General features: G+C 51.7%; 19 protein-coding genes and 1 pseudogene. 6 read left to right on the top strand and 14 right to left on the bottom strand.

Features of this window, described 5'->3' with window-relative positions; translation table 11 throughout:
* Positions 1 to 107 precede the first annotated feature (107 nt).
* Positions 108 to 2,192 (top strand): polyphosphate kinase 1, encoded by a 2,085-nt coding sequence (gene ppk1 / locus HRU77_11665; protein QOJ21283.1) that lies wholly within the window; start codon positions 108 to 110, stop codon positions 2,190 to 2,192.
* On the opposite strand, the gene HRU77_11660 is transcribed toward ppk1, so the two are convergent.
* From HRU77_11660 to ppx, 3 genes are all read right to left on the bottom strand, one after another.
* Entirely contained in the window at positions 2,174 to 5,020 is a 2,847-nt protein-coding gene (locus tag HRU77_11660) for an EAL domain-containing protein (GenBank protein QOJ21282.1), read from the bottom strand. The two genes, ppk1 and HRU77_11660, sit on opposite strands and share 19 nt — an antisense overlap.
* A complete protein-coding gene (locus HRU77_11655) occupies positions 5,017 to 6,666 on the bottom strand; it encodes a FecR domain-containing protein (protein QOJ21281.1) in 1,650 nt (549 codons plus the stop codon). The genes HRU77_11660 and HRU77_11655 overlap by 4 nt, the downstream gene beginning before the upstream one ends.
* 162 nt (positions 6,667 to 6,828) lie before the next feature.
* The gene (gene ppx / locus HRU77_11650) at positions 6,829 to 8,313 is read right to left on the bottom strand and encodes an exopolyphosphatase (GenBank protein ID QOJ21280.1); all 1,485 of its coding nucleotides are present in this window, start codon (positions 8,311 to 8,313) and stop codon (positions 6,829 to 6,831) included.
* Between the two features lie 59 nt (positions 8,314 to 8,372).
* Between ppx and sixA the strand changes: the two genes are divergently transcribed.
* The gene (sixA, locus tag HRU77_11645) at positions 8,373 to 8,885 is read left to right on the top strand and encodes a phosphohistidine phosphatase SixA (GenBank protein ID QOJ21279.1); all 513 of its coding nucleotides are present in this window, start codon (positions 8,373 to 8,375) and stop codon (positions 8,883 to 8,885) included.
* Here sixA and HRU77_11640 read toward each other — a convergent pair.
* The 4 genes from HRU77_11640 to HRU77_11625 all read right to left on the bottom strand — a co-directional run bounded on the left by HRU77_11640 (position 8,880) and on the right by HRU77_11625 (position 14,157).
* Complete coding sequence (locus tag HRU77_11640; protein QOJ21278.1) at positions 8,880 to 9,305, bottom strand: helix-hairpin-helix domain-containing protein; 426 nt, start codon at positions 9,303 to 9,305, stop codon at positions 8,880 to 8,882. The genes sixA and HRU77_11640 overlap by 6 nt on opposite strands.
* 99 nt (positions 9,306 to 9,404) lie before the next feature.
* A complete protein-coding gene (locus HRU77_11635; protein ID QOJ21277.1) occupies positions 9,405 to 9,764 on the bottom strand; it encodes an HNH nuclease family protein in 360 nt (119 codons plus the stop codon).
* Between the two features lie 12 nt (positions 9,765 to 9,776).
* On the bottom strand, positions 9,777 to 11,609 hold the full coding sequence (locus tag HRU77_11630) for a long-chain fatty acid--CoA ligase (protein ID QOJ21276.1): 1,833 nt from the start codon (positions 11,607 to 11,609) through the stop codon (positions 9,777 to 9,779).
* Positions 11,610 to 11,664: 55 nt separating this feature from the next.
* Positions 11,665 to 14,157: an acyl-CoA dehydrogenase gene (locus HRU77_11625; GenBank protein ID QOJ21275.1), complete on the bottom strand. Its 2,493-nt coding sequence runs from the start codon at positions 14,155 to 14,157 to the stop codon at positions 11,665 to 11,667.
* A 241-nt stretch (positions 14,158 to 14,398) separates the two neighbouring features.
* Between HRU77_11625 and dapE the strand changes: the two genes are divergently transcribed.
* Positions 14,399 to 15,601, top strand: coding sequence for a succinyl-diaminopimelate desuccinylase (gene dapE / locus HRU77_11620; protein QOJ21274.1), 1,203 nt, complete (start codon positions 14,399 to 14,401; stop codon positions 15,599 to 15,601).
* A 400-nt stretch (positions 15,602 to 16,001) separates the two neighbouring features.
* On the opposite strand, the gene HRU77_11615 is transcribed toward dapE, so the two are convergent.
* Positions 16,002 to 16,481 carry a hypothetical protein gene (locus HRU77_11615; protein ID QOJ21273.1) on the bottom strand — a complete coding sequence of 160 codons (480 nt, stop codon included), beginning with the start codon at positions 16,479 to 16,481 and terminating at the stop codon, positions 16,002 to 16,004.
* 98 nt (positions 16,482 to 16,579) lie between these two features.
* Here HRU77_11615 and HRU77_11610 point away from each other — a divergent pair, with 98 nt between their 5' ends.
* Complete coding sequence (locus tag HRU77_11610) at positions 16,580 to 17,392, top strand: transposase family protein (protein QOJ21272.1); 813 nt, start codon at positions 16,580 to 16,582, stop codon at positions 17,390 to 17,392.
* A 622-nt stretch (positions 17,393 to 18,014) separates the two neighbouring features.
* Here HRU77_11610 and HRU77_11605 read toward each other — a convergent pair.
* Positions 18,015 to 18,617: a DsbA family protein gene (locus HRU77_11605; protein ID QOJ22158.1), complete on the bottom strand. Its 603-nt coding sequence runs from the start codon at positions 18,615 to 18,617 to the stop codon at positions 18,015 to 18,017.
* Positions 18,618 to 19,597: 980 nt separating this feature from the next.
* Between HRU77_11605 and HRU77_11600 the strand changes: the two genes are divergently transcribed.
* Positions 19,598 to 20,056: a hypothetical protein gene (locus tag HRU77_11600; protein QOJ21271.1), complete on the top strand. Its 459-nt coding sequence runs from the start codon at positions 19,598 to 19,600 to the stop codon at positions 20,054 to 20,056.
* Positions 20,057 to 20,218: 162 nt separating this feature from the next.
* Here HRU77_11600 and HRU77_11595 read toward each other — a convergent pair whose 3' ends face one another.
* Positions 20,219 to 20,842 (bottom strand): DsbA family protein, encoded by a 624-nt coding sequence (locus tag HRU77_11595; GenBank protein QOJ22157.1) that lies wholly within the window; start codon positions 20,840 to 20,842, stop codon positions 20,219 to 20,221.
* A gap of 184 nt (positions 20,843 to 21,026) precedes the next feature.
* On the opposite strand from HRU77_11595, the gene HRU77_11590 reads away from it, so the two are divergent.
* Positions 21,027 to 21,923: a hypothetical protein gene (locus HRU77_11590; GenBank protein QOJ21270.1), complete on the top strand. Its 897-nt coding sequence runs from the start codon at positions 21,027 to 21,029 to the stop codon at positions 21,921 to 21,923.
* Positions 21,924 to 22,299: 376 nt separating this feature from the next.
* On the opposite strand, the pseudogene HRU77_11585 reads toward HRU77_11590, so the two are convergent.
* The 4 genes and pseudogenes from HRU77_11585 to HRU77_11570 all read right to left on the bottom strand — a co-directional run bounded on the left by HRU77_11585 (position 22,300) and on the right by HRU77_11570 (position 25,820).
* Positions 22,300 to 22,779: pseudogene (locus HRU77_11585) on the bottom strand (DUF4157 domain-containing protein).
* 436 nt (positions 22,780 to 23,215) lie between these two features.
* Positions 23,216 to 24,556: a DUF4157 domain-containing protein gene (locus HRU77_11580; protein QOJ22156.1), complete on the bottom strand. Its 1,341-nt coding sequence runs from the start codon at positions 24,554 to 24,556 to the stop codon at positions 23,216 to 23,218.
* Between the two features lie 241 nt (positions 24,557 to 24,797).
* Positions 24,798 to 25,169 carry a hypothetical protein gene (locus HRU77_11575; protein QOJ21269.1) on the bottom strand — a complete coding sequence of 124 codons (372 nt, stop codon included), beginning with the start codon at positions 25,167 to 25,169 and terminating at the stop codon, positions 24,798 to 24,800.
* A gap of 36 nt (positions 25,170 to 25,205) precedes the next feature.
* A complete protein-coding gene (locus HRU77_11570) occupies positions 25,206 to 25,820 on the bottom strand; it encodes a class I SAM-dependent methyltransferase (GenBank protein QOJ21268.1) in 615 nt (204 codons plus the stop codon).
* Positions 25,821 to 25,862: the final 42 nt, after the last annotated feature.

Raw genomic sequence — 25,862 nt, 5'->3', positions numbered from 1 at the left:
GCGGTATAAACCGGACTCCGGCAAACCCGCGCATTTTCCGCACGGATGTATCGGAACGGCAATAAACCGATAAGAAAAAATAAAAATCACCTGAGCAACTGTCATTGATGGATACCCCTGATCTTAAAAACCCGACGCTGTATATCAATCGCGAACTGAGTCTGCTCGAATTCAACCGGCGCGTCATCGAGCAGGCCAAGGACGAAACCTTGCCGCTGCTGGAGCGATTGCGCTTCTTATGCATCGCCAGCAACAATCTGGATGAATTCTTTGAAATACGCGTCGCCGGTTTAAAGCAACAAGCCAAATACCGCTCGACGCAAACCGGTCCGGACAATCTGTCTCCGGCAGAGGTGCTGGCGCGCGTCAGCGAGACCGCGCATCAGTTTGTACAGGAACAATACAGCGTCTGGAACGATTTGATCATACCCGCGCTGACCAAGGACAAAATCCGCCTGCTGCGCCGCTCGCAGTGGAAACCGTTGCCCAGCCGCTGGATTCACCGCTACTTCAAGGACGAAGTATTACCGGTGTTGAGTCCGATCGGACTCGACCCGGCGCATCCTTTTCCCCGGGTGTTGAACAAGAACCTGTATTTCATCATTTCGCTGGAAGGCAAGGATGCCTTCGGGCGCGATTCCGGATTGGCGATCGTGCAAGCGCCGCGCTCGTTGCCGCGCGTCATTCAAGTTCCGGCGAAATACAGCGAGGGAAATCACGATTTTGTCATGCTCTCTTCGATCATTCATGCACATGTCGGCGACTTGTTCCCGGGCATGAATGTGACCGGTTGCTATCAATTCAAAGTGACGCGCGACAGCGACCTGCTGATCGACGATGAGGCCATCGACGATTTGCTGCGCGCACTCGAAGGCGAATTGCCGTCGCGCCGGTTCAGCGACGCCGTGCGCCTGGAAGTCGCGGACAACTGCCCGGATAATCTAAGCAGTTTTCTGTTACAGAAATTTGAACTGCAGCAGAACGATTTGTATCAGGTCGCCGGGCCGGTCAATCTCGGGCGTTTGCTGGCGATTTGCGATCTGGTCGACCGGCCGGAGCTGAAATTCGTCGGCTTTACCCCCGACATTCCGAAGCGTTTGCTGAAAAACAACAATATTTTCGACACGCTGCACAACGGTGACATCTTGCTGCATCACCCGTTTCAATCGTTTGCCCCGGTTATCGATTTTCTGCGCCAAGCCGCCGCCGATCCCAACGTATTGTCGATCAAGCAGACGCTGTACCGCACCGGAACCGATTCGGCCGTGGTCGAGGCGCTCAAGGTAGCGGCACGTGCCGGCAAAGAAGTCACGGTGGTGATCGAGCTGCGCGCCCGTTTTGACGAAGAAGCCAATATCGAACTGGCCAGCGAATTGCAGCAGGCCGGAGCGCATGTGGTGTACGGCGTGGTCAATTACAAGACGCACGCCAAAATGATTCTGGTGGTGCGCAGAGAAGGCCGCACGTTGCGCCGCTATGTGCATTTGGGTACCGGAAACTATCACGCCCGCACCGCGCGCTTGTATACCGACTACGGTCTGCTGAGTTGCGACAAGGCGATCGGCGAGGATGTCAACAAACTGTTTCACCAGCTCACCGGCTTGGGCCGCGCGGGCAAACTGAAGAAACTGTTGCAATCGCCTTTCACACTGCACAAAGGCATTCTGAATTACATCGACAAGGAAATCAGCGTAGCGGCGGCAGGGAAAAAAGCCTGGATCATCGCCAAAATGAACGCGCTGGTCGACCCCGAAATCATCGCCGCGCTGTACAAAGCATCGCAAGCGGGCGTCAAAATCGACCTGATCATCCGCGGCATTTGCTGCCTGCGTCCCGGTATCAAGGGCGTTTCCGACAATATCACCGTGCGTTCCATCGTCGGCCGTTTTCTCGAACACACCCGCGTGTACTATTTTCACAACGGCGGCGGCGAAGGTCAGGAACTGGTCTTCTGCTCCAGTGCCGACTGGATGACACGCAATCTGCATTACCGCGTCGAAGTGTGCTTCCCGATCGAGGAGAAACGCACCAGCGACAATGTCATCGATCTGGGGCTGCTGAGTTATTTGTCCGACAACACGCAAGCCTGGTTGCTGCAAAGCGACGGCTCGTACAAGCGCTTGAAACCCGGCACATCCAAGCCACGCTCAGCGCAGCAGCTGCTGCTGGAACATTATTGCGGCACGGCTTGATGCAGCTTGTGCTGCATCAATTCGTACAATGCGTCATAAGGAATAGGCCGGCTGAAATAAAAGCCCTGATGGTAATAACACGCATGTTGCAGTAATAGCTTCACCTGCTGTTCCGTTTCCACCCCTTCCGCGATCACGGTCAGACCGAGATTCTTCCCGAGCCCGATGATGGCCTGCACGATTTTCAGATCGTTGCGGTTCTGATCCAATGTGCGTACAAACGATTTGTCGATTTTCAGGATGTCGATCGGCAACTCGCGCAACAGCGTCAGCGACGAATAACCGGTACCGAAATCGTCCAGGGCGATTAAAATTTCCAGACACTTGATCTCTTCCAATACTTTGCTGACCCGTTCCATGTCGTTGACGATGGCGCTTTCGGTGATCTCCAGTATCAGCGATTTGGCGGGCAGACCGGTATCGCGCAGCACTTGCACGATGGTCTGCGGGAAATGCGGGTTCAATAATTGCCGCGGATTCACGTTCACCGACACGTTCACCGGATAACCCAATTGTCTGAGTTTGTATGCCGCAATGCACGACGTTCTCAATACGATCTCGCCCAATTGCTCGATCTGCCCGATGTCCTCCGCCAGTGGCAGGAATTCGCCTGGCGATAGATAACCGCGCTTCGGATGCGGCCAGCGCACCAGTGCTTCGATGCGCGCGATACGATGCGATTGCGCATTGACGATCGGCTGAAACAACACCTGCAATTCATCGTTCTTGATCGCGGCGCGCAATTCCCTTTCCAATTCAAGCTGATCGCGCGTCCAGACCACCGACGATTCGGCGGAATAAAAGCCGAAGTGATTGCCGCCATCCTTCTTGACGCGGTACATCGCAGTACCGGCCCGCTCCAGAACCGCCTCGCTGGACACCCCATCCTCGGGATAAAAGCTCACACCGATGCTGGCGGACACAAACACTTCCAAACCGTCGATCTCAAACCGTTGCCGGATGGCATCGAGCATTTTCTGCGCCATTGCGGGAGCGGAACCCTCCTTCGTCAATCCGCTCGACAGCAGCACGAACTCATCGCCACCCCAACGCGCCAGAATACCTTCGGCAGCGGCAAAATCGCACAAACGCGCGGAAACCATTTGCAGCAGTTTGTCGCCGGCGTGGTGTCCCATCGCATCGTTGATTTTCTTGAAATTATCCAGGGTGATAAAAAATACCGCGATGATCTTGCCGCTATCTTGGATTGTTTGAATCTGATCGTCGAATTGCACCAGCAGCCTTGAACGGTTCGGCAATTTGGTCAAAGCATCGTAGCTTTGCTGATGCGCCACTTGTTGCGCCAGTTCGACACGATCGGTGATATCGGTCATCGCGATCACCGATCCCATCACGGTTTCCTGATCGTCGAACAACTGGTTACGCGTAATCCGTACCGTCCGTTCGTTGCCTTGTGCCGTTTTCAGCGCGCACTCGATCATGCCAGGTTTGCCGAAACTGTCCGCCATACGATCCTTTTCGGTTTGATCCCCGGACCAATCGCCGGCTTTCGCATCGCCCCCGAGAATCTCCGCCAGCCGCTTTCCTTTGATCTGGTCGAGCCGGGTGCGCAGAATGTTTTCCGCCCCTTTATTGATGTAAATCACCTGATCCAAGGCATCGGTGATGATGACACCGTCGCCGATCGACTCCAAGGCGGCATTGGAATGCGCTTTACTCATCCAGAAAGTGCGCAAAAAATCATTGATGCGCCGCCAATTCCACAGCGGATACAGCGACAGCGTGCCGAGCAAGGCCGCACCCGGAGGAATCCAAATGCGGTAAAACTCCAGCATCAACCCCGCAAGAAATACAGCAGCGGCGATCAATGCAAGCAGCGGCGGAACGGTGAAACTCTTCCCGCTCCAGGCGATGACTGCCAGAACGAGGCTCACCCATACCACCGAAATGACGGTTGTGACCCCCGCGCGAACCGGATAAATGACGCGCCCGGTGGTCAGCATAGAAAACACGTTGGCATGCCATTCCACCCCCGTCATGGGTTGATGATTGAGCGGCGACAGCGGTGTGGCAAAGCGTGCGCCCATGCCCGTAGCCGTCATGCCAATGATTACCGTCTTGTCCCTTAAACTACCCAAGGTTTCATCGTCGAATAAAACCTGCGCATACGATAGCTTGCGGAAACTGCCGGATTCTCCGGCATACGGAATCAGTGCTTCCTGCGCCCGCACCCAATCCCCTGCCTGCGCCGCTTCCACCTGAGCGAGTGCTTGATTCATCGCGCGCGCCGCGGCCGGATTGGTCAGCGCCAGCCCCAGCGCCGGCCATACCGGCGCATTGATGCCGGCGTATAAAAAAACGCGCCGTGCCACGCCATCGCTATCCAGTTCCACATCGGTATGCCCCAGCGCCGCCTGTTGCGTGAACAACGGCAGCGGCTGCACCAGCGTCAGCGCCTCCGTGCCGGCTTCCAAGGCCGGTGCCGCGGGAAAGATGACGCCGCCGTGCGCCGCAATGGCGTAAGCCAATAAACGGTCGGCGTAGGGATCGCTGTCTTGCGGTTCGGACAGCAGTAAGTCGATAGCCGCCGCGCTGTTGCCGACCGAGCTCAGCCGGTTGATGAGTTCTGCGTGCACCCCTCTCGACCACGGCCAGCGGCCTAACGCTTTGAAACTTTCGTCATCGATGGCGATGATGACGATATCGGGATCCTGCGGATATTGTTGCAGGACGGCTATTTTGTCGTACAGGATGTAGTCAAGACGTTCCAGCACTTCCGCGTAAGCCAGGTAAGCAACGCCGGTCAGCAAGATCGCGATGCGCGCAGCAAATGAATAACGTTGCCACAACCTACCCGCTTGGGTCATATCAGCACGAGCAGCGGCAATAGCATTAGCAGCATGAACCAATAGGAGATACCGAATGGAACTTCAACCGCCTGCGGCTTTCCCCACGGCCCTTGAAAACCGTCCGATTCGATGGTTTTGATGCGGAGATAATAGGTGCCGCTGTCCGGTTTTGCGATCGTCAACTGCGAAGCCGCGGTCGATTCCTCATGAATAATGTCGGTGAATTCCCGGTCGCGCGCAAACTGGAACTGAAAACGCTGACCTTCCTCGGCGGCGCGCCAGGCGAACGTCATTTTGCCGTCGTCGAGCTGCGCTTCTCCCACCGCCGGTGCGGGATAGGGCACGCGAAACGCCATCGTGTCGCTGAACGGCCCGGCGCCTTCACGCGCCGAAACCGAGAAAATGCGCCAGAAATAATGACCGGGGGTAAGCGATTCGGATAACGTCACGCTGTTTTCTTTGACCTCGGGGTTAAAATACAGCACAGTCGAAAAATCGGCGTCTTTGCTGATCATAATCGCATAATGCGACACGTCGGTCTGCGCCGCCCATTTGAATTGCTGCTTCTCCGGCTCCGCCATGCCGCCGGGTAACGGCGCGAGAATAAAAGGCGCTTCCGGATAGGCATTGAGCGCGAAAGGAATGACCGCGTCCTTACCTTCGATCGATAAACCATCGATCCCGCGCACTCTCAGCCAGTAGTCTCCATCGGGAATTTCGCCATCGCGGAAAGGCAAACTGGCGGTGGTAAATTCCGATCGTAAATTTTTGAAATCCCGGTCTGCGGCAATTTGCGCCCGGTACATGTGCGCGCCCGCCAGCGGGTTGAATTTAATCACCAGCGGCAAACTCTGGTAGTAACGCGCCGTCCCGGACAAATCCGGCGGCGGTAACAGCTTGACCGGCGCTACCGGCGGCTTGCCCTGCGCGGTCATCGTGCCGTAACCGGCCGGCACTTTGACATTCTTTTTCTCACCTGCAACCTCGACACCACCGGCCAGCACCTCACTGCTGGTGCCCGATTGCGCCTCGATGACCCCGACCCGGAAATCCGTGCCGCGCACCGAACTGACCGCGGACGGCGTTTTGATCCTGAAGCGCGTGGCTTTCCCGGATTTTTCCGGCACCGTGCTTTCCGTGCGTCCTTGCTGCAAATCGATCAGCGTCTCGGTCAAACCGTAATCACCGAAGATGCGCATATTGTCGAAACGCAACCGGGTATTCTCCTGCACCCGCATATGCGAATTATCGGCGAACTCCACCGTCACGAAAGCGTCGTTACCGCTGTGTATTTCATCGCCGATCAGCAGTTGCATGCCCTGTTCGACCGGCATACGCTCTTGATTTCCGCGCTGCACTGCCGCCGCACCGTACACACTCGTCACCTGCGCCGATGTGCTGTGCACCTTGCTCCAGGCCACAGGGATGCGCAACTGGGTGCCGGGTGGTATCACATAGGGATTCTTCACGCCGTTGAGCTGCTGCAATTGCGGCACGTAGTCCATGCTTTTGAGATGGCGCTCGGTCAGATTCCATAAATTGTCGCCGGGACGGACGGTATACATCCACTCTTCGGCAACCGCAGAACCCGATAGAATCATGAGCAAAAACAATATTACGCTGCAAATTCCGTCAAACCGGTGCGCAAGTTTTCCTAATTGCATACCATCCCCTTTCTCATTGGAACATCATTGGGTAAAACTTTGAACACAAAAAAATCCGCCTTTCCGACATTGGAAAATGCAGCAGTCTAGCGTCCATAACCCATAAGTTCAATAGCTTGCAATGAATTCCGTATGTAATTTCATGCAAGCCGCCGCAACTGTCTAATGAAAGGATAACTTGATGTCCGCAGTTTGCAAAAAACCCTGCTCTGTCATGAGATCGACCAGTGTTAACGGGTGTTGATCCAGCCAGCCGGCCGGAAAATCCAAATTCACCCGGTTTTTATTCACATACAGCAATATTTCCGGCAGATTGGCATTGGAGCGGCTTCTATGCAATACCACCGCCAGCCTCAACAGGATGCACAATCGCATCACGGAAGTTCTCAATGCGGCAGCGGCCGGCTCAAATTCTTCCACGGGAAACTTACGCCGGTGGCTGCGCACCAGCAGCGCCAGCTTCATTTGCTCCTGACGCGAGAATCCGGCCAGGTCCGAATTGGCGGTAAGATAAGCGCCATGCCGGTGATATTGGTTGTGCGCGACCGATAAACCGATTTCATGCAGGTACGCGCCCCAGCGCAACAATTTCAGGTCGTTTTTTTCATCCAATTCCCAAGCGGTTTTTACCTGATGAAAAAAGTTTTCAGTCGTTGCTTTTACCCGGCCCGCCTGCTCTAAATCGGCATTGTACCGTTGCGCCAGCGCCATGATCGTCTGATCCCGGATATCTTCATCGTGCACCCGGCCGATCAGGTCGTACAGCAAGCCTTCGCGCAGCGCGCCCTCGGATACGTCGATTTGCTTCAGGTTGAGCGCTTCGAAAGCACCGTACAATATCGCGACACCGCTGGCAAACACCGGTTTTCTGCGTTCCGACAAACCGGCAAAATCGAGCTGCGCGCTATCGCCGATTGCAATCAACGCATCCAGCAATTGCGTCAGTGCCGGTGCGGTAATCCCCGAATCGCACCAGCCTTGCGCGTGCACCACGTCACGGATGGCTATGATCGTGCCGGAAGAACCCAAGGCATAATCCCAGCCCATTTTCTTGTACGCCGTTTCCAGCGATTCCAGTTCCTGCATCGCAAAAAGGATGGCTTTGCGCATTTTCTTGGCTTTGATCTTGCCGTCGTCAAAAAAGCGCTGACTCATATTGACGCACCCCATGTACAAGCTTTCCGTTTGGTAGGTGTCGAACCCCTTGCCGATGATCAATTCCGTGCTGCCGCCGCCGATGTCGATCACCAGGCGTTTATTCACTTCGTCGTACAGCGTATGCGCCACACCGGAATAAATGAGCCGCGCTTCTTCACGGCCGGCAATGATTTCGATCGGATGCCCCAATGCCTGATGCGCCTGCAGCAAAAAATCCGCGCCGTTGCGGGCCTGACGCAGCGTATTCGTGCCGACCGCGCGCACATTCACATGGGGAATCTCACGGATGCGCTGACCAAAACGTTGCAAACACTCCAGCGCCTGCTGCATGGATTCTTTCGTCAATTCCTGTTTGTCGTTCAGTCCCGAAGCCAAGCGTACCATCTCTTTCATGCGATCGATAATCTGCAGACGGCCATCCGTCCAATTGGCCACAATCATGTGGAAGCTGTTGGAACCTAAATCCACCGCTGCGTAGGATTCATCCATGTTCGGCACCTTAAGGGTGATAATATGTAAGTTGATGAACGGTTTTTATAGGTCAATCCATGCAAAAACATCGGCTGATCATCATGCGGCATGCCAAGTCGGATTGGCGCGAGGAAGGCAGGCCGGATTTCGACCGGCCGCTGACGGCACGCGGCAGGAAAGCTGCAAAGCAAATGGGGCAATGGCTGAAACAACGGCCATTCCATATCGACCAAATACTATGCTCACCGGCGCTGCGGACCAAACAAACCGGTCAATTGGTGCTGGAGCAACTGAACTTGCCGCAAAAAAGCATGCTTTGGGAAAGTAAGCTTTACGAAGCATCATTATCAGACCTGACGGCATTGATTCATCAATACGGCGAAGGCATCCACACCCTTCTCCTCATCGGCCACAATCCCGGTTTGGATCAATTGCTCTGTCATCTATCCGAAGAATCCCCGCCGCTCAACAAGTCCGGCAAGTTACTCACCACTGCCGCAGCCGCTGTACTGGATTTTGGCACCGCAGCCATCTCGGCAACCCCCCATCTGGCACATCTGCAACACTTGATCAGGCCGAAGGAGCTATGATTTCTTTTTGTCTTTTTTCTTGCCGGCTTTCTTTTTCTCTTTGTTCTTCTTTTTCTTTTCCTTGTCTTTTACTTTTTTCTTATCGTCCTTCCGGTCTTTCCTTTTGCTTTTATCCTTGACCTTGCCGGTTTCAGACTGATTCACAGCCGCGCTGGCGGCAACCTTCGGCTTAACGGTCTTTTGCACCGCAGTTTGTGTATCGCCGCTGGCTGCGCTTGTTTGCTTGGCCGCTTTTACTTGCAAGCAATCCGCTGCGGATTGCTTCACTGCGCGGGCGCGTAAATCGCCGCTGAATCCCGGTATCTTTTGCAACTCCGCCAGACTGATCGCAGCCAGCGCTTCAACCGTTTTGATTTTGTGCTCCGCTAGCACCTTGACCGTCGCCGCACCGATACCTTTGACATCAGTCAACTTCACCATGACTAAACTCCTATTGGCTGGAAAAACACATTATAGCTACCCGTCAAACTGATACCAATCAAACTCAATACTGCCGCAACCACGCATTAAAATCCGGAACTACGATTTATTCTTCAACCTATCCTTCAGATTGGCAAAAGGGTTGAACGTCGCCACTGTTTCGGTTCGCCCGCTATCCGTGCGGCCCATAGCATCCTTTAGCTTAGAATGTTCATGCTCATGGCAATAGGTGCACAGGAGTTCCCAGTTGCTGCCGTCGGGCGGATTATCGTCGTGATTGCTGTTCTTGTGATGCACTTCCAGTAATTGCAAATTCTTGTGATCGAACGTGCGAGCGCAACCACCGCAAACCCAGGGAAACAGTTTCAACGCTTGTTCGCGGTAGCCTTGCGCGCGCTTTTCCGCATTGCGGCGCGCTTCCAGAACGACTTTATCCAGCTTGCTCATGTCTTTTGCCATCGCTTTGCTCCCTTAATGCCCGGCATACAGCCTATCCACTTCAGCCTGATATTTTTCCATGACTTTCCCTCGTTTCAATTTGAGCGTCGGCGTCAACAGCCCATTTTCGACATTCCACGGCTCGTGAATAACCGCCACACGGCGTATTTTGGCGTACCCCGGAAATCCGCTCGTCTGGTGCGTGATTTTCTCCAATAAAATCTTCTCCAGCTGATGCTTATGCTGTTCGCTGCCCAGCGCCTCATCCAGACCATAATGCGCGGCAAGATCCTGCCATCGGGCCGGATTCAATACGGCAAGGACACTTAAATAAGAGCGCGCTTCCCCGATCAGCATCACTTGCTCAAAGAGCGGATCACGCAGAATCGCCGCTTCCATATCGGCGGGCGGTACTTTCTCGCCGGTGGATAGCACAATGATTTCTTTCAACCGTCCGGTGATGGTGACATGCCCCTGTTCGTCGATCGATGCGATATCGCCGGTATTCAACCATCCGTCCGGTGAGATAGCCGCTTTCGTTGCGTCAGGATTACCCCAGTACCCCAGCATCACGTTCGGTCCACGAACCAGCAATGCATTGTTTTCACCCAGTTTGACCATCACACCGGGAATCGGCAAGCCGACGCTGGCGGGTACATTATCGTCGACGCGGTTGGCGCACACGACCGGGCTGCTTTCCGTCATACCGTAGCCTTGCAGCACCGGTAATCCAAGGCCGATAAAAATGCGCGACACCTCCGCCGACAAAGCGGCGCCGCCACTCATCACCATGCGCAAGTGCCCGCCCAGCTTGGCCATGACTTTATCCGCAACCAATTTCTGTAATATTGGCCACAACAGATGCGACAAGCGCCGGTACCCCCGGCCTTGCTCGAGTTCGAAGCGGCTGTATCCTACCTCAACCACAAAATTGAACAGCCAGCGCGCGAAACCGGAGCCTTCGGCAAGTTTTGCCCGGATACCCGCATAAACCCGTTCGTAGATGCGCGGCACCGAAATCAGCAAGGTCGGACGAACGGTCAACAAGTCTTCCTGTAATTGCGGAATCGACCGTGCGTACGCAATCGTCGCGCCAGCCATCATCGGCACGTAATAACCCGACGTGCGTTCGAAGGTATGCGACAGCGGCAGAAAGGACAGCAGCAAATCGTCCGGCAGCACCGGAATCACTTGCAAGCAACTGGCCGCGTTACTCAAAATATTGTGATGACTGAGCATTACCCCCTTGGGGCGGCCGGATGTTCCGGAGGTATAAATGATCGTAGCCAACGCATGCGGATCGCTGGGAATATGCCGTGCCTCGCCGGCATGAGCCGATGACAGCCAATCCATTGCCGCCACGACACGCACATTGTCGCAGGCATCGATACTGTCCGGCTCAAACGGCCGGAGAATGACGACTCGCTGCAATCTTGCCACATCATCGTGTATGGTCAGAAACTGCTGCCATTGATGTGAGTTATCCAGCAGTAACAATTTAACGTCGGCATCGTTGATGACGTACGCGGCGTTCTCCACCCGGTCGTCGGTGTATAAAGGAATCACCACCAATCCGAGTCCCAAAGCCGCTTGCTCGAACATCACCCATTCCGGGCAATTTTTCATCATCACCGCGACCCGGTCGCCCGCCGCAAGCGATTCTTTCATCAACGCGGCTTGCCAGCGCGCCACCCATTGATTCATCTGTTCCCAGGTATAACCGGCCCATTCCTCGCTGATCGGATTGAAATAACGATAGGCTTCCTTTTGCGGTGAACGTTGCACACGTGCCCTGAAAAGACCATCCAGTGTTTTTGCTTCTTCTACCGGAATAATGCTTGTCATTCCGTCTTGCTCGATTTGCATAGCGCTCCTTTTTATGCCGGGATTTCTGTCAGTGTCCTTATGTTTTCAGCACACGTTAATCCTTGTCTTGCTCATCCTCACCGTCACTGCTGCCTTCCTCGTCCGAAGAAATGCTTTCCACCATTTCGGCAGCCGCGGCGGCCGCGGCACTTACCGCGGCGACAAAACCGGCAGCACCGGCGCCGGCAGCGCTCGCCGCATGACTGATAGCACCGGAGATTCCCGCACCCACCGTTGTTTCATGACCGAAATCCGGCGGGAAATCGTCCACTTTAACCACCCGGCCGCGCAGATCTTTGAGCTTATTGAGAAGATCCGCTTCTTCCTGCGTGATGATGTTCAGTTGCAAGGCTTGTGCAATCTGCCCGTCGCCGTGATCGGTGATTCTGTGCTGCTTGACGGCTTCACGCAGTTTGGCTTCGATGGCGCTGCATTGAATGACGCATTGCAAAGCTTGTTCCAGATCCGCCATCGGTTCATGGTCGGCCGTAGGCACAAAAATACCGGAGGTCAAACGGTCGCGCACCGCGCCCGGTTCCATCATCAAGCGCGCGACTTCGTGCGATAGCGCATCGGACGGCGGTCTGCACCGTTTGCCGAGCGGGAACACCAGCGCACGCAGCAACCAGATAAAGGCGATATGCGCCGGGAAGTTGGTCAGAAATTCATCGAATGCCTGTTGCAAGCGATGCAAAGCATCCTGCATGGACCAATGCAGCAACGGCAAATCCGCAGCCGGGCGGCCATCGTCTTCAAAACGCTTCAGCGTAGCCGAGCACAAATACAACATACTGAGGATATCGCCCAGCCTGGCGGATAATCTTTCCCTGCGTTTGAGCGATCCGCCCAGGCGCATCAGACCGATATCGGCGATACACGCAAAGCTGGCGGAGTAGCGCGCCAGCTGTCTGTAATAGGCGGCCGTTTCCGGCGCGCAATTTTCCGGCGCGTTGTCTTTGATATGGCTACCGAATAGCGCATAAATCACAGCGCTTGCCGTATTGCGCAGGGTGAATTTAGCGTGCCCGATCAACGCTTCATCAAACGCCTGCGATGCGCTGTCCGGATTGTTATCATGCGTGGCGTTGACTTCTTTCAGCAAATACGGATGGCAGCGGATCGCGCCCTGACCGAAAATGATCATGTTGCGCGTCAGTATGTTGGCACCTTCCACGGTAATGCTGACCGGGATCTGCTGATAGGTGCGCCCCAGGTAGTTTTTCGGCCCGATACAGATGCCCTTGCCGCCGTGAATATCCATCGCGTCGTTGACCGCCTGGCGACCGCGTTCGGTCAAATGATATTTGACGATGGCCGACGCGACGGAAGGTTTTTCACCCAGATCGACCGCGCTCGCGGTCATGACGCGCGCGGCATCCATCATGTAGGTATTGCCGCCGATGCGCGCCAAGGCTTCCTCGATGCCTTCAAAATAACCGATCGGCGTTTTGAACTGCACCCGCACCCGGCCATACGCGCCCGCGGTGCGCGCCGCCAATTTCGCCGCGCCCACGCTGGTGGCCGGTAATGAAATGGCGCGCCCAACCGACAGGCAGTTCATCAGCATGCGCCAGCCTTGTCCGACGCCTTCCTGCCCGCCGATGATCCAATCCATCGGAATGAACACTTCCTTGCCCCAGTTCGGGCCGTTCTGGAATGCGCCGTTGAGCGGATAATGGCGCCGCCCGATATGAACACCCGGGGTGTTGGTCGGAATCAGCGCGAGCGTAATGCCGAGATCTTCGCCTTTACCCAGCAGCCGGTCCGGATCGTACAGCTTGAACGCCAAGCCGAGAATAGTCGCCACCGGCCCCAACGTGATATAGCGTTTCTCCCAGGTTACCTTCATCCCCAGCACATCGCTTTGCCCGTCGTACTCGCCGCGGCATACGATACCAAAGTCCGGCATCGCACCGGCATCCGAACCCGCTTCCGGCGAAGTCAGCGCAAAGCAAGGAACCTCCTGGCCTTTAGCCAAACGCGGCAAATAATATTCTTTTTGTTTCTCGGTACCGTAATGCAGCAGCAATTCGGCCGGCCCGAGGGAATTCGGCACCATCACCGTGACTGCGCCCGTGCCGCTGCGCGAGCCGATTTTCATCACCACTTCGGAATGCGCCAGCGCCGAGAAACCGTAACCGCCATATTGCTTGGGAATGATCAGCCCGAAGAACCCCTTGTCCTTGATGAATTGCCACACTTCCGGCGGCAGATCCTTCAGTTCGTGTGTGATTTTCCATTCGTCGAGCATGGCGCACAATTGCTCCACCGGGCCATCGAGAAATGCTTGCTCCTCCGCGCTCAATTGCGGCTTGGGATAAGCCAGCAGCTTTTTCCAATCCGGCTTGCCGCTGAATAATTCACCCTCCCACCAAACCGTACCGGCGTCCAGCGCCTCCTGCTCCGTTTGCGAGATGGGCGGCAGCATTTTGCGGAAAATTTTCAGGACCGGATTGCTGACTAGATGGCGGCGCAGAAAAGGAACCGCCAGAATCAGACTGGCAACGGCAACGACAAACAAGACGACATAGAAGAGAAACTGGAGCATGGTGATCTTCCTCGTAGTGAGTTAAACCCGGTCAACTTTGCTGCATGATGACACGGTGTTGTACAAGACTTCAAACAGGCGTGTAAAATCCGGCAATCTTCTCAAAGCGCTACAGCCGCAAATTTACATGATAATCGCTCAAATCCCTACTGTAACGCCGAAGTATTATGCCGCGTTTGTTGTGGTTTTCATACACTCGAGCCGCCGCTCATTTTTAACTTGTTAAATTCAGGAAAAAATCATGTCCGATGACACACTGTCGCTTGCGCAAACACTGATCGCCCGCCGCTCACTCACCCCCGCCGATGACGGCTGCCAGGAAATCCTGATCGAGCGCCTGGAAAAACTCGGTTTCCGTATCGAAAGAATGCGTTTCGGCGAGGTCGACAATCTCTGGGCGCGGCGCGGCGATGCGGCCCCGGTGCTATGCCTCGCCGGGCATACCGACGTCGTGCCCACCGGCCCGCTGGAGCAATGGGACAGTGACCCGTTCACGCCCACGATCCGCGACGGCAAACTGTACGGCCGCGGCGCCGCCGACATGAAATCATCGCTCGCCGCCTTTATCACCGCGATTGAAGCGTTCTTGGCGCAACATGCCAATCATCAAGGCTCCATCGCATTGCTGATCACTTCCGACGAGGAAGGCATCGCCGTCGACGGCACGGTCAAAGTGGTCGAGACGCTGAAGGCACGCGGCGAGCTGCTGGATTACTGCATCGTCGGCGAACCGACCTGCACCGACACGCTGGGCGATACCATCAAAAACGGCCGGCGCGGCTCCCTATCCTGCAATCTGACGATCAAAGGCATCCAAGGCCATATCGCCTACCCGCATCTAGCGAAAAACCCGATTCATCTGGCTGCGCCTGCGATTGCGGAACTGGCGCAGACCGAGTGGGATCAAGGCAACGAATATTTCCCGCCGACCACTTGGCATATCTCCAACATCCACGGCGGCACCGGCGCGACCAACGTCATCCCCGGCACGCTGAACCTGTTATTCAACTTCCGTTTCTCGACCGCCAGCACCGTTGAATCGCTCCAAAACCGCGTGTATGAAATTCTTGGTAAACATGGTTTGGACTATGACTTGCAGTGGGAATTGTCGGGCAAACCGTTTCTCACACCGAAAGCGGAACTAGCCGATGCCATGCACGCCGCCATCGTCGAAACCACCGGCATCGAACCGCAACTTTCCACCTCCGGCGGCACATCGGACGGCCGCTTTATCGCCGATATCTGCACACAAGTCATCGAATTCGGCCCGCGTAATGCCACCATCCACAAATTGAACGAACACGTAGCGGTGGATGATCTCGAGAAACTATCGAGAATTTATCAATTAATTATGGAAAACTTGCTGATCGATAAAACTGCGGTGGCCGATTCAGACACCGATGGTTTTTGGGATAAATTGAAGAAGTACTTTTCTTTTGGGTGAGATAAAAATTGGCGTGATTGAAACACCCGCCTCCAGTCAAAAACAGCCACTCAACTGTGGCAGCTAGACCCGAGACGAAAAACCAAATTATTTTTTGACAACATCTTTCAAGAATAAATGTATTTGTAAGCCCCTCGTGTCACTGCACGAGGTAACTCAATATGGGGTCGCACATGCAATCTCCATATCTGTAGCGAGAAATCCATATGCCTAACATTTAGCTGATCGATCCAGCTCTGCTTGGAGTCCGACTGAAACCAGAAAAACGGACTCCAGTGAGTGTAATGTAGTCTGATTAACTACGTGGCTGAAATAAATTACCCTAACTAAAAGCAAGGTATTAATTTTCTAATTTTCAAACAACTTGCGTTACAAGGGAAAGGGGATTAACCCACAGAGATTAAAAGTTCAATTGCCATCCATTTTCCGTGTTGATCATTCGTAAATCGTACGAAAACGAAGTTAAACCACCATTTCCAAGAATTTCTACTTTCTTACTAGCGCTATCAAACAATGGAACTGCCTTGTGCATTAAAGTTTTCCCTAGAGTATTTCTGATTGGGCACTCACGATCAAAGATTTGTCCCTGCTTGCGAAAGGTATAATTCCCTGATGAGTCAAATGAAGTAAGGTCAGCTTCTTTCAAACTGGCGGAACGTCGCGTTACTAGTGTTTGGTAGTCTGAATCAATACGTGCTCTCTCGGCATCTTGCCATTCGATTATTGAATCTCTTTCTTCTCCCGACGTTGATGCATTCATTTTATTTTCAAACTCAAGCTTTATTAGTGTTCGCGCTTCAGTTAATTTTTCTGATTCATTTTTAAATTTTTGTTCAAGTAAATTGTATCTCGTAAGATTCTCAGAATATTCTTTCCACAATTTGGCGTTTTCACCTATTGGTTTGATATTTAGATCGAAGGTTGCCTTAATTGTAAGAATTTCTAGCGTTGTTTACAGTATTCAGGAGAATACTGTAGATGAACATACACAAACGCACTCGTTTAACATTATTGGATCGTCAGGAAATCTGGCGGCTGTATCAAACCCGGCTGTGGAAGGTAGTTCAGCTGGCAGAATACTTTCACGTCAGCCGGCCAACGATTTATGACGTACTGAAACGAGCCAGACTCCAGGAATTTACTCCGCGTAGCAGTACCAATCAGCGCTTCAAGACACTGCAGTATGGCCTCAAACGTTTGGCTAAAGTAGAGCAAACCATCCAGGAACGTCTCAAGCGTGAAGCGAAGCGCTATAACAAATCTTATCCGGGCGAGCTCGTTCACCTCGATACCAAGCGGCTTCCATTATTGAAAGGACAGTCTGCCAATGAACCTCGCGAGTACCTGTTTGTGGCCATCGATGATTTCTCCAGGGAATTATATGCCGATATCTTCCCCGATAAAACTCAATACAGCGCCGCTTGCTTTCTCATCGCTACTGTTGCCCAATGTCCTTATCAAATCGATTGCACTTATTCCGATAACGGCACGGAATTTAAAGGAACTGACGATCATGCTTTTGTCAAAGCTTGCAGGCAACACGGTATCGGTCAGAAGTTTACTCGTGTCAATCGTCCTCAAACCAACGGGAAAGCTGAGCGCGTGATCCGCACGCTCATGGACATGTGGCACAACAAATTCTGTTTTAAAGACACTGCTGACCGACGTATTCAACTTGTCCGTTTCATTAACTTCTACAACACCGTCAAACCCCATAAGAGTTTGTATAACGCAACCCCTTATGAAATACTCAACGCTTATTTCAATCAACCTCTCTGTAAACAACCCTGAGATTTCTTACACCTTAATCAAATATGTACCATCGATTGATGGCATTCCATTTAATTTTTTTACGTTCGAAACTTTAACGTATTTGCACTCTATAAATAAATTAGAAAGATTCTTCTCAATATCCTTCGCAGAAGGGGTGCTTGCATTTGAGTACGAACACAAGGACATTAATCCAATAAAATAGAGAAATGATGTTTTTGTCGTGATTTTTTTAGAAGTCGAAGTGTTCGGTTGATTCATGTCTTATTCTCCGTATACATGTCTTTGAGTAGATGAAAGGTGAGGTTGATACCTAACGAATAACGTTCATCCGTTGCCTTTCCGAGTTTTTAATCGCCACTACCTAGTGGCGATGAGTAAACCTTGTTGTATTGAACTCATCGGAAAATGGCGCTTATGGAAATTGTAAGTTTTCGAGAGGGAAAGTCAACTGAGCAAGGTGTGTTGAATTTCATGGAACCCAAAGTTTCATAAAATATTTACATAGGCTGCTGAACCATATGAACCCATATTTGATAGCACACCTCGATAATCCAGTTACCAAGTTTATCAGACTTGGTGAACCGTTCTAGACTCGAATAAATGCTCGCAATGGATAGAATTCAATCCATCAATATTATGATCAAGTGTGAGCCACCACAGATTCGATTGTTTTGATCTCATCCAGCATAGTTCGATAATCCAAATAATCAATCGCAACTGGAAAGACGGTATCGTTATGCACCAGCCGCAAAGACGGATAGGAATAAACTTTCATACTTCTCGCCTGTTGCATTTGATGCTGTAGTTCATTTTCTATCGCCGGACTTTTCAGGTCTTCGTTAAAGGTTTCCACATCCAAACCAATCTCACGGGCGCATGCTTGCAAGGTTTCCGGCAGCGATGGATTCTTCGCTTGTTGATAATAGGCGGTTTGAATGGCGCGGATCATTTCTGGCTCAGCTTCAGTGCGTTGCTTTTTAGCCGCCAGAACGGCCCGGCAGGCTGGATACGTTGAGCGGATCGGCGTGTTGCGCGACCAGAAGTCCCAATTGAAGTGCACACCGGGAACGGTTTGCTCGATGCGCTGCCACGCTTGCTGCACCATTTTCTGCGTCGCAAGCGGCATCGGTTCGGTGGTATCCGGCGCCAGGCCGCCAACCAGGTAAACAATGTCCATATCGCGCGGCAAATCCCGTTGCAATGCAGCCCAGCTTTGGCTGAAGGCGTAGCACCAGCTGCACATGGAGTCATGAATGTAGAAAATTCGCGGAGTGCTCATTGCGAGCGTTTAAAGTAAAAAGTTCTGCAATCTTAGCGTCAAAGGCACGGGAATCATAGGGAAATGCTGATTAATTCGATGAACGTGATGAAGCGCGAGGCGCGCGGAACGCAGCGACCGAGACATATCGATCAGATAGACGAGGAAGCGAGTACTGCGCAACGAAGCGATTCGCTCGTGCAATCAATTACTCGGCATTTCCCCTAGGGTCTGTTGACGTTTTAAGATAAGTATCTCATAGGAAGAAGCAAATCCTTCTTCTACCACTTCATAAAGCCGATCTGTGACGCTCTTTATTTCATCCAGCTCTTGGTCAGTTTGTTCAATCCTTCGTCCTGGCTTTCCTATGCGACTCTGATCTACTTTTTCATGTCGGACAGCATGATCTTGACCCCACTAGGGATCGAATACCTTATCCGCCAAGGCATTAAGAATCAGAGTATCAAGTTTTTCCATATGGAAGCTTCGACCATCACACAGCTTGTTATCTTTGCTAATACTAAAGATGCACGATCATTCTTCTGTCCGTCTTTCATTCACTTGTTAGCAAAACTCAGCGAGGTTGACCACTTTGTAATTTGCATAAAATTTTATCAATGAACTATTCTTGAGTAAAAAAGTCGGATATTTTGTTGGAATTAATTTTTGTTTGTGGTAAAGTTTAATCGGGTTGGAAAAATTATTATTTTTCTTGACCTTAAGTGCATAATGGTCAATGATCTTATTCAAGTGTAAGCGATGAGTTTTATTGACGAATAGCAATGTTTATTCTTATACATGCTTAATTTTCGATAAGGAAAAATTGATATGAATGTAATAGCGAAGTCTTTCTTGCTCAATATGCGAGCGGAGTTAACGTGCAAAAAGAATTTGGCCAGAATGAATTTCTGCATCTACACGAAAGCTTTCCCAACCTATACTGAACGCATCTTGGAGGAATAAAAATGACTACATTTATTTATGACTGGAGAGTACCCGTTAATAAAGTACTCAAATTATCTTCCCTGTTATTAGCACTCACTGTGTTAACTGCTTGTGCACAAATGAACCCATCAGTGGCTAAATCCACTGGAATTTCGAGTAACAATCATGATGCTTTAGTTAAGTATTACGAAGGTATCGCCAAAGATGCGCAAATAAAGCTACAAGCGAACAAAAAAGTACTTCAGGAATATGAAGCACGTCCTTATTACTTTGGCAGACAAGGTTTAGATGCTCAATCGCATGCTACAGCAAATGTTCAAGCATACGAGAAAGTAATACAGGAAAGTCTGGCATCTGCTGATCTCCATAGAAAAATGGCGATGGAGCAAAATAACCATCAAACAAAGATGGTAAAATTAAATCGAGATCGTGACTTTACTTCGAAGATCTTGGAATACCCAGAGTATCCGGGTAATTAAAGTCTTTGATGAAGTGACGAACAACCACCGATAATATTCGGTGGTTGGTCTTTAATCTTTAATACTCCAGTTACCAGTTTCATCCGCATCGGGAATCATTTTGGCCCGAACAAATACCCGTGATGAGTCGAATTCAGTCAATTAATATCAGATAAATAACAATTAATTTCTGAAATCTTCAGACCAAGTACGGGCCGCTACCGATCCGATTGCTTTTATCTCATCCAGCATGGTGCGATGATCCAAATAATCGACTGCGATCGGAAACACGGTATTGTTATGCACCAGCCGCAACGATGGATAGGAATAGACACCCATGCTCCTTGCTTGTTGAATTTGCTGCTGTAGTTCATTTTCTCTCGCCGGACTTTTCAGGTCTTCGCTAAAGATTTCCGCGTCCAAACCAATCTCACAGGCGCAGGCTTGCAAGGTTTCCGGCAGCGATGGATTCTTCGCTTGTTGATAATAGGCGATCTGTATCGCGTGTATCATTTCCGGCTCGGCTTCGGCACGTTGTTTTTTGGCTGCCAGAACAGCCCGGCAAGCCGGATACGTTGAGCGGATCGGTGTATTGCGTGACCAGAAATCCCAATTGAAGCGCACACCGGGAACGGTTTGCTCGATGCGTTGCCAGGCCTGTTGCACCATTTTTTGCGTCGCGGGTGGCATCGGTTCCGTGGTATCCGGCGCCAGGCCGCCTACGAGGTAAACAATCTCCATATCGCGCGGCAATGCCTGCTGCAACGCAGCCCAGCTTTGGCTGAAGGCGTAGCACCAGCTGCACATAGGGTCATGAATGTAGAAAATTCGCGGAGCGCTCATTTGCAAGCTCCCAAAAATAGAAGTCCCGCAATGTTATCGCCAAAGGCGCGGAAATCCTAGCGATTCTGAATAACTCATCACATCAAAAAAGACAGGTGCGATTGCGGTAAAATTCCCTTTTGCTTCGTTTGAATGGACGCCTGTCATCATGCCGCACACCTTACGCAAATCACTCGCACGAATCGCGCTGATCGCTTTGCTATTGCTGTTCAGCGGTTGCAGCATGCTGAGACTTGGCTATGATAATGGGCCGCAAATGGTTTGGTGGTGGCTCGACGGTTATGTCGATTTCAGCCGGGAGCAAGCGCCGCACGCCAAACACGCCATTCACCAATGGTTTGGCTGGCACCGCGTCAACCAGTTGCCGGAGTACGCGGATTGGCTAGCCGCGATACGCAGCCGGGTCGACGGCCCGCTGACACCGGAGCAAGTCTGTAGCTGGTCTGAGGAACTGCAAGCTATCGTCGCACCCGCTTTCGATCACGCCGTGCATTTCGGCACACCAGTGGTACTGCGTTTGGGTGAAGCACAGTGGCGCCATCTCGAGAAACGCTACGCAAAAAGTAACGAGGAACTGCGCGAGGATTTCCTGCAACCCGATCCCGAAGACCGGCTGCGCGCAGCCATCAAGCGGACGGTCAAACGCGTCGAGAATCTGTACGGTGATATTGACAAAACCCAGCGGCGCTTGATCATCGCCAGCCTTGAAGCTTCCCCGTTCAATCCCGAGGTATGGCTCGCGGAACGCCAGCGGCGGCAACAAGAAACCCTGCGAACCCTGCGCCAGCTCGCCGCCGAATCTGCCTCCCCCGAACTGGCCACGGCTTCACTGCGGAAACTGATTGCATACACACACCGCTCCGACGCCCCGGATTACCGGGCTTACCAAATAAAATTGGCCGAACACACCTGCGACTTCATCGCACGCATGCACAACAGCACCACGCCAGCGCAACGGCAGCATGCACACGATAAATTAAAGGGCTGGGAAACTGATTTTCGTGCATTGATGATGGATAACCGCGTTCAGACTGCTTTGGAGTAGTGAACTGCGGCACGGTGGATGAATCCGGAATCCGGCCAGGAAGGATTATCGTGTTAACCAGGCAATACTGCTAACAAGCGCAATGTCCTCTGCCATCGTTCTCTACGCAGTCGTCCCCTCCGCGTTCTCCGGAGCAATTGTACGTAGCGTAGTCTCTAAAATTATGCTTACTTGTGGCATACACTCTTTTACCTTGGCAATCCGAATTTTTGAAAAAATAACAGGCGCGCTGAACTATTCCCGTTCCTGCGGCCGCCGGAAGCGGTCGATACGAGTAATCCGCTTTTCTTTGAGTAACTGCTCCGTCGATATCTTTTTCGCCTTCGGAACATGCTAGGCATTTCATTTGCATTGGCGCCTGATTATCAATCTTCGTTTGCAGCGCTTTAGCGCCCATCACATCCGCTTCATGCTCCAAACCTTGATCGTCATTGACCGGCACGCCATCTTTCATTTGCATCGTCGGCTGCACCCGTCCTTGCGCTTGTTGCACCACATGCCAGGCTTCGTGCGGCAAATGTTGCTCCTGCCCCGGCGCGACATGAATATCGGTGCCCTGCGCGTAGGCAAGCGCGTTGAGTTGCGCCGGTTGCGATGAATTGTAATGAACCCGGACGGAATCCATCGACAGTCCGGACAGCGATTCGATACCGGACTTGAGATTATCCGGCAGGCCGGTGTTGTTGGGTTTGGTAGAGGATTGTTCTTTCAATTGCGCAGGAGAATCCGTTGCTGCCTTTTTCTGCAATTCCTCCTCTTCGACCCGCTGAATCGGCTCGGATTTCTTTTGCAAGGATTCGTCTTCTTCGATACGTTGCACGGCTTCACCGGAAAGCATTTTACGTTGCGCCAGCATGCGCGAACTATTTTGTATCAGCTGACTGATTTTTCTTTGCGCGATGGCTTGGGGTGAATTGGCGATAGCAGTCATCAATTGCCGCTGATTTGCAGTCGATTCACGATTGTCCACAAAAGCTTGATGAACGGACGACATAGTTGGCACGGCAGCAGGATTACGTGTTTGTTGCCGCTCTGATTCAACCGGGAATGATCGTTTCATGTTACCCCTCCTATCCGCTATATTTTAGCGACATTAACTAATAGTCTATTTTGATAAAAAGTACATCAAACTTCTAGCTTAACCTAACTTAGGGAAGCTCTGAAACAGGTAGCGAGCGATAGTCAGGCAAAGCGGAATCAGACGAAAAAGCGCAGTTTACAGATAGTAAATGAGCATTTTGAGACTGATTTCAACACAGCATGACCGAGTGCAGCAGTTTTTCAGCGTTTCCTTAGACACGTATAAACATGTTGGGCACAGCATGCCCCGCTCCATCCAGCACGGTATGTACATTAGGGGCTGCGACAGGTCCCAATGTATAAGTAGGTGCGTTATCCGGCGCCCAATTTAATGTCGAAAGCCTTTCATTTAGGGTCACATCTGGTGGTGCTGGCACTTGGATGTCTATCTGCCCATGATTTAAAGTGTGATCTGCTCCTGTCCCACCAAGCGGCGTTACATTGTTATTGGTGTACTCTTTTAAACAACGGAATGTCGTGGCGCCAATATGCGCAGGACGGAATGGACCACCAAGATGTGGATTCATTACTTCTACTCGATAATGAAGTCTTCTATTGGCATACGCTGCAGCTGTAAAGGGATTTGCTCGCTTTGCGTTGAGATCCAACAATTCTGCCTTCACATTATCTTCAATGATAGACGAGTGTTGAGAATTAAATGATGGCGTTACTGGAAATAAATTTGAAGAAATTGCTTGACCACCCAAATTTGCATTTAACAGATGCCCTTGGTATAAAGTTGGCCAGTTCCCATTTGTATAAACTGATGGATGGGGTGCCGCTCCCGTTCTTGAACCGGTTTTGGGATCAGCCGGATCCAGAAAAGCATCAGCGATTCTACCGACTGTCATTGGCCCATAGTTAGCTCCGCCTCGCCAATAATTAATTTGCGCCTGTGTATAGCTGATTTCCGTGGCTAGTTGCGTTGTCTTGCTCCCAGAACGTGCTTGAGTAACAGAATTTGCTTTGCTTATGCTTTTCTTTTGAGTTAGCAAAATTAGACCCGATGCGAACGCTCTCCCCCCCATCACATCCGCCTCATGCTCCAACCCTTCATCGTCATTAATCGGTATCCCGTCTTTCATCTGCATCGTCGGCTGCACCCGGCCCTGCGCTTGTTGCACCACATGCCAGGCTTCATGCGGCAAATGCTGCTCTTGTCCTGGTGCGACATGAATGTCGGTGCCTTGCGCATAGGCAAGCGCGTTGAGTTGCGCCGGTTGCGATGAATTGTAATGAACTCGGACGGAATCCATCGATAGTCCGGATAACGATTCGATACCGGATTTGAGATTATCCGGCAAGCCGGTGTTGTTGGGTTTAGCAGAGGATTGCTCTTTCAATTGGGCGGGAGAATCCACAGCCGCTTTTTTCTGCAATTCTTCCTCTTCGACCCGCTGGATCGGCTCGGATTTCTTTTGCAGCGATTCGTCTTCCTCGATGCGCTGCACCGGTTCTCCCGATAACATTTCTCGTTGCGCCAGCAGCCGCGGATTGTTATTCATCAGTTGATTAGTTTTACTTAGCGTGGCGGATTGCGGGGAATTGACCATAGCAGCCTTGAACTGACGCAGGGCGGCTGTTGATTCACGATTATCGGCAAAAGCTTGGATGCCAACTGCGCTGTTTGCTGATACTGCAGAATGGCGAGCTTGCTGTGATTCTGATTCAATCGATAATGACTGTTTCATATTACCCTCCGTTTATTTAGCGCAGCTTGCCGTTATATGCCGAGATTGAGCATTAACGCTTGCTTAGTCTATATCCTCAATCAAGATGCATAGCTTATGATGGCTATACAATTTTGCACGGAATATCGGCATCCTCGTCGTAACTGTATATTGCGCATAACCGATGATAGCCATCCGCCACAATTACCTTGCCGTTCGCCGGATCCCTGACCAGCAAAATAGGTGACAATTGAATGCCTGCTTGTATTTTCTGCTGATTCTTCTGCACGTGGGTATTGCTGATCCCGAGCAACGATAAGCCAGACGATCTAAAAATATCCTTGGCTTTAAATTGCGACATCGCCGCTTGCTTCAAATTATCCACATGATGGGCAGCCGTTTGTTCATCGTAAATCAAACATAAGTACGACAAAGCCGCCGGATAATTATGCGCCTCCGGCTCGCTTAGCCATTTAATGTCGGTTTTCTTCATCATAAACAGCAGAAATCCTCTGTGTCGCAACAAACAGCGTTATCCAGCATCCCGATACATCATTACCGTAAAGTCATCTTCCAAATAATCATTGAAGCATTCTACGCGCGGCGACAACACCCGGCAAAGCGCCAGAACCTCTTCCCGGTCATGTCCCACTAGCAGATCATGCTGCGGAAAACGGCTTTTATCCAGCATGTTAAAAGCCAAAGCCACTCGCGCGCTGCTATAAAGTTTGCCGATCATGGCGGTATAAAAACCTTCATCTTTGCAACGATAACCCAGTACGCCGCTGGCAAACACATAATCGACGTGCGGTAACGCCGCGGTACTGAAGTCGGTTTGATAAAAGGTTGTCCGCTCGATGCCTTCGTAGCGCTTCCGGGCTTCGGCGATAAACTCCGGCATTTGATCGATGCCGATATAATCGAAGCCGGAAAAATGCTGATCGAGAAATGCTTTTAAATCGCCGTAACCGCAACCGACATCCAGCACCGTCGCACCATTCAAATCGCCCGCTTTGATCAGTGTCCGGTACCGCGCTTGCTGGCTGTGCGCATTGCGCCAGCCCAACGATTCCACCGTTCCGTGCTGGAATTCGGCAATACGGTGACGGTGATAGTGCATGACGGTTGCTTTTTCAATCAGGTCCATTTAAATCATTCCCTATAAAACCCGATCCTTCGGTGCCGAAAA

The sequence above is a fragment of the Gammaproteobacteria bacterium genome (assembly GCA_015709615.1).
In the GTDB taxonomy this organism is placed as follows: domain Bacteria; phylum Pseudomonadota; class Gammaproteobacteria; order Burkholderiales; family Nitrosomonadaceae; genus Nitrosomonas.
Note: the sequence above shows the minus strand (reverse complement) of the source record. Positions and strands in the feature narration are given on the sequence as shown.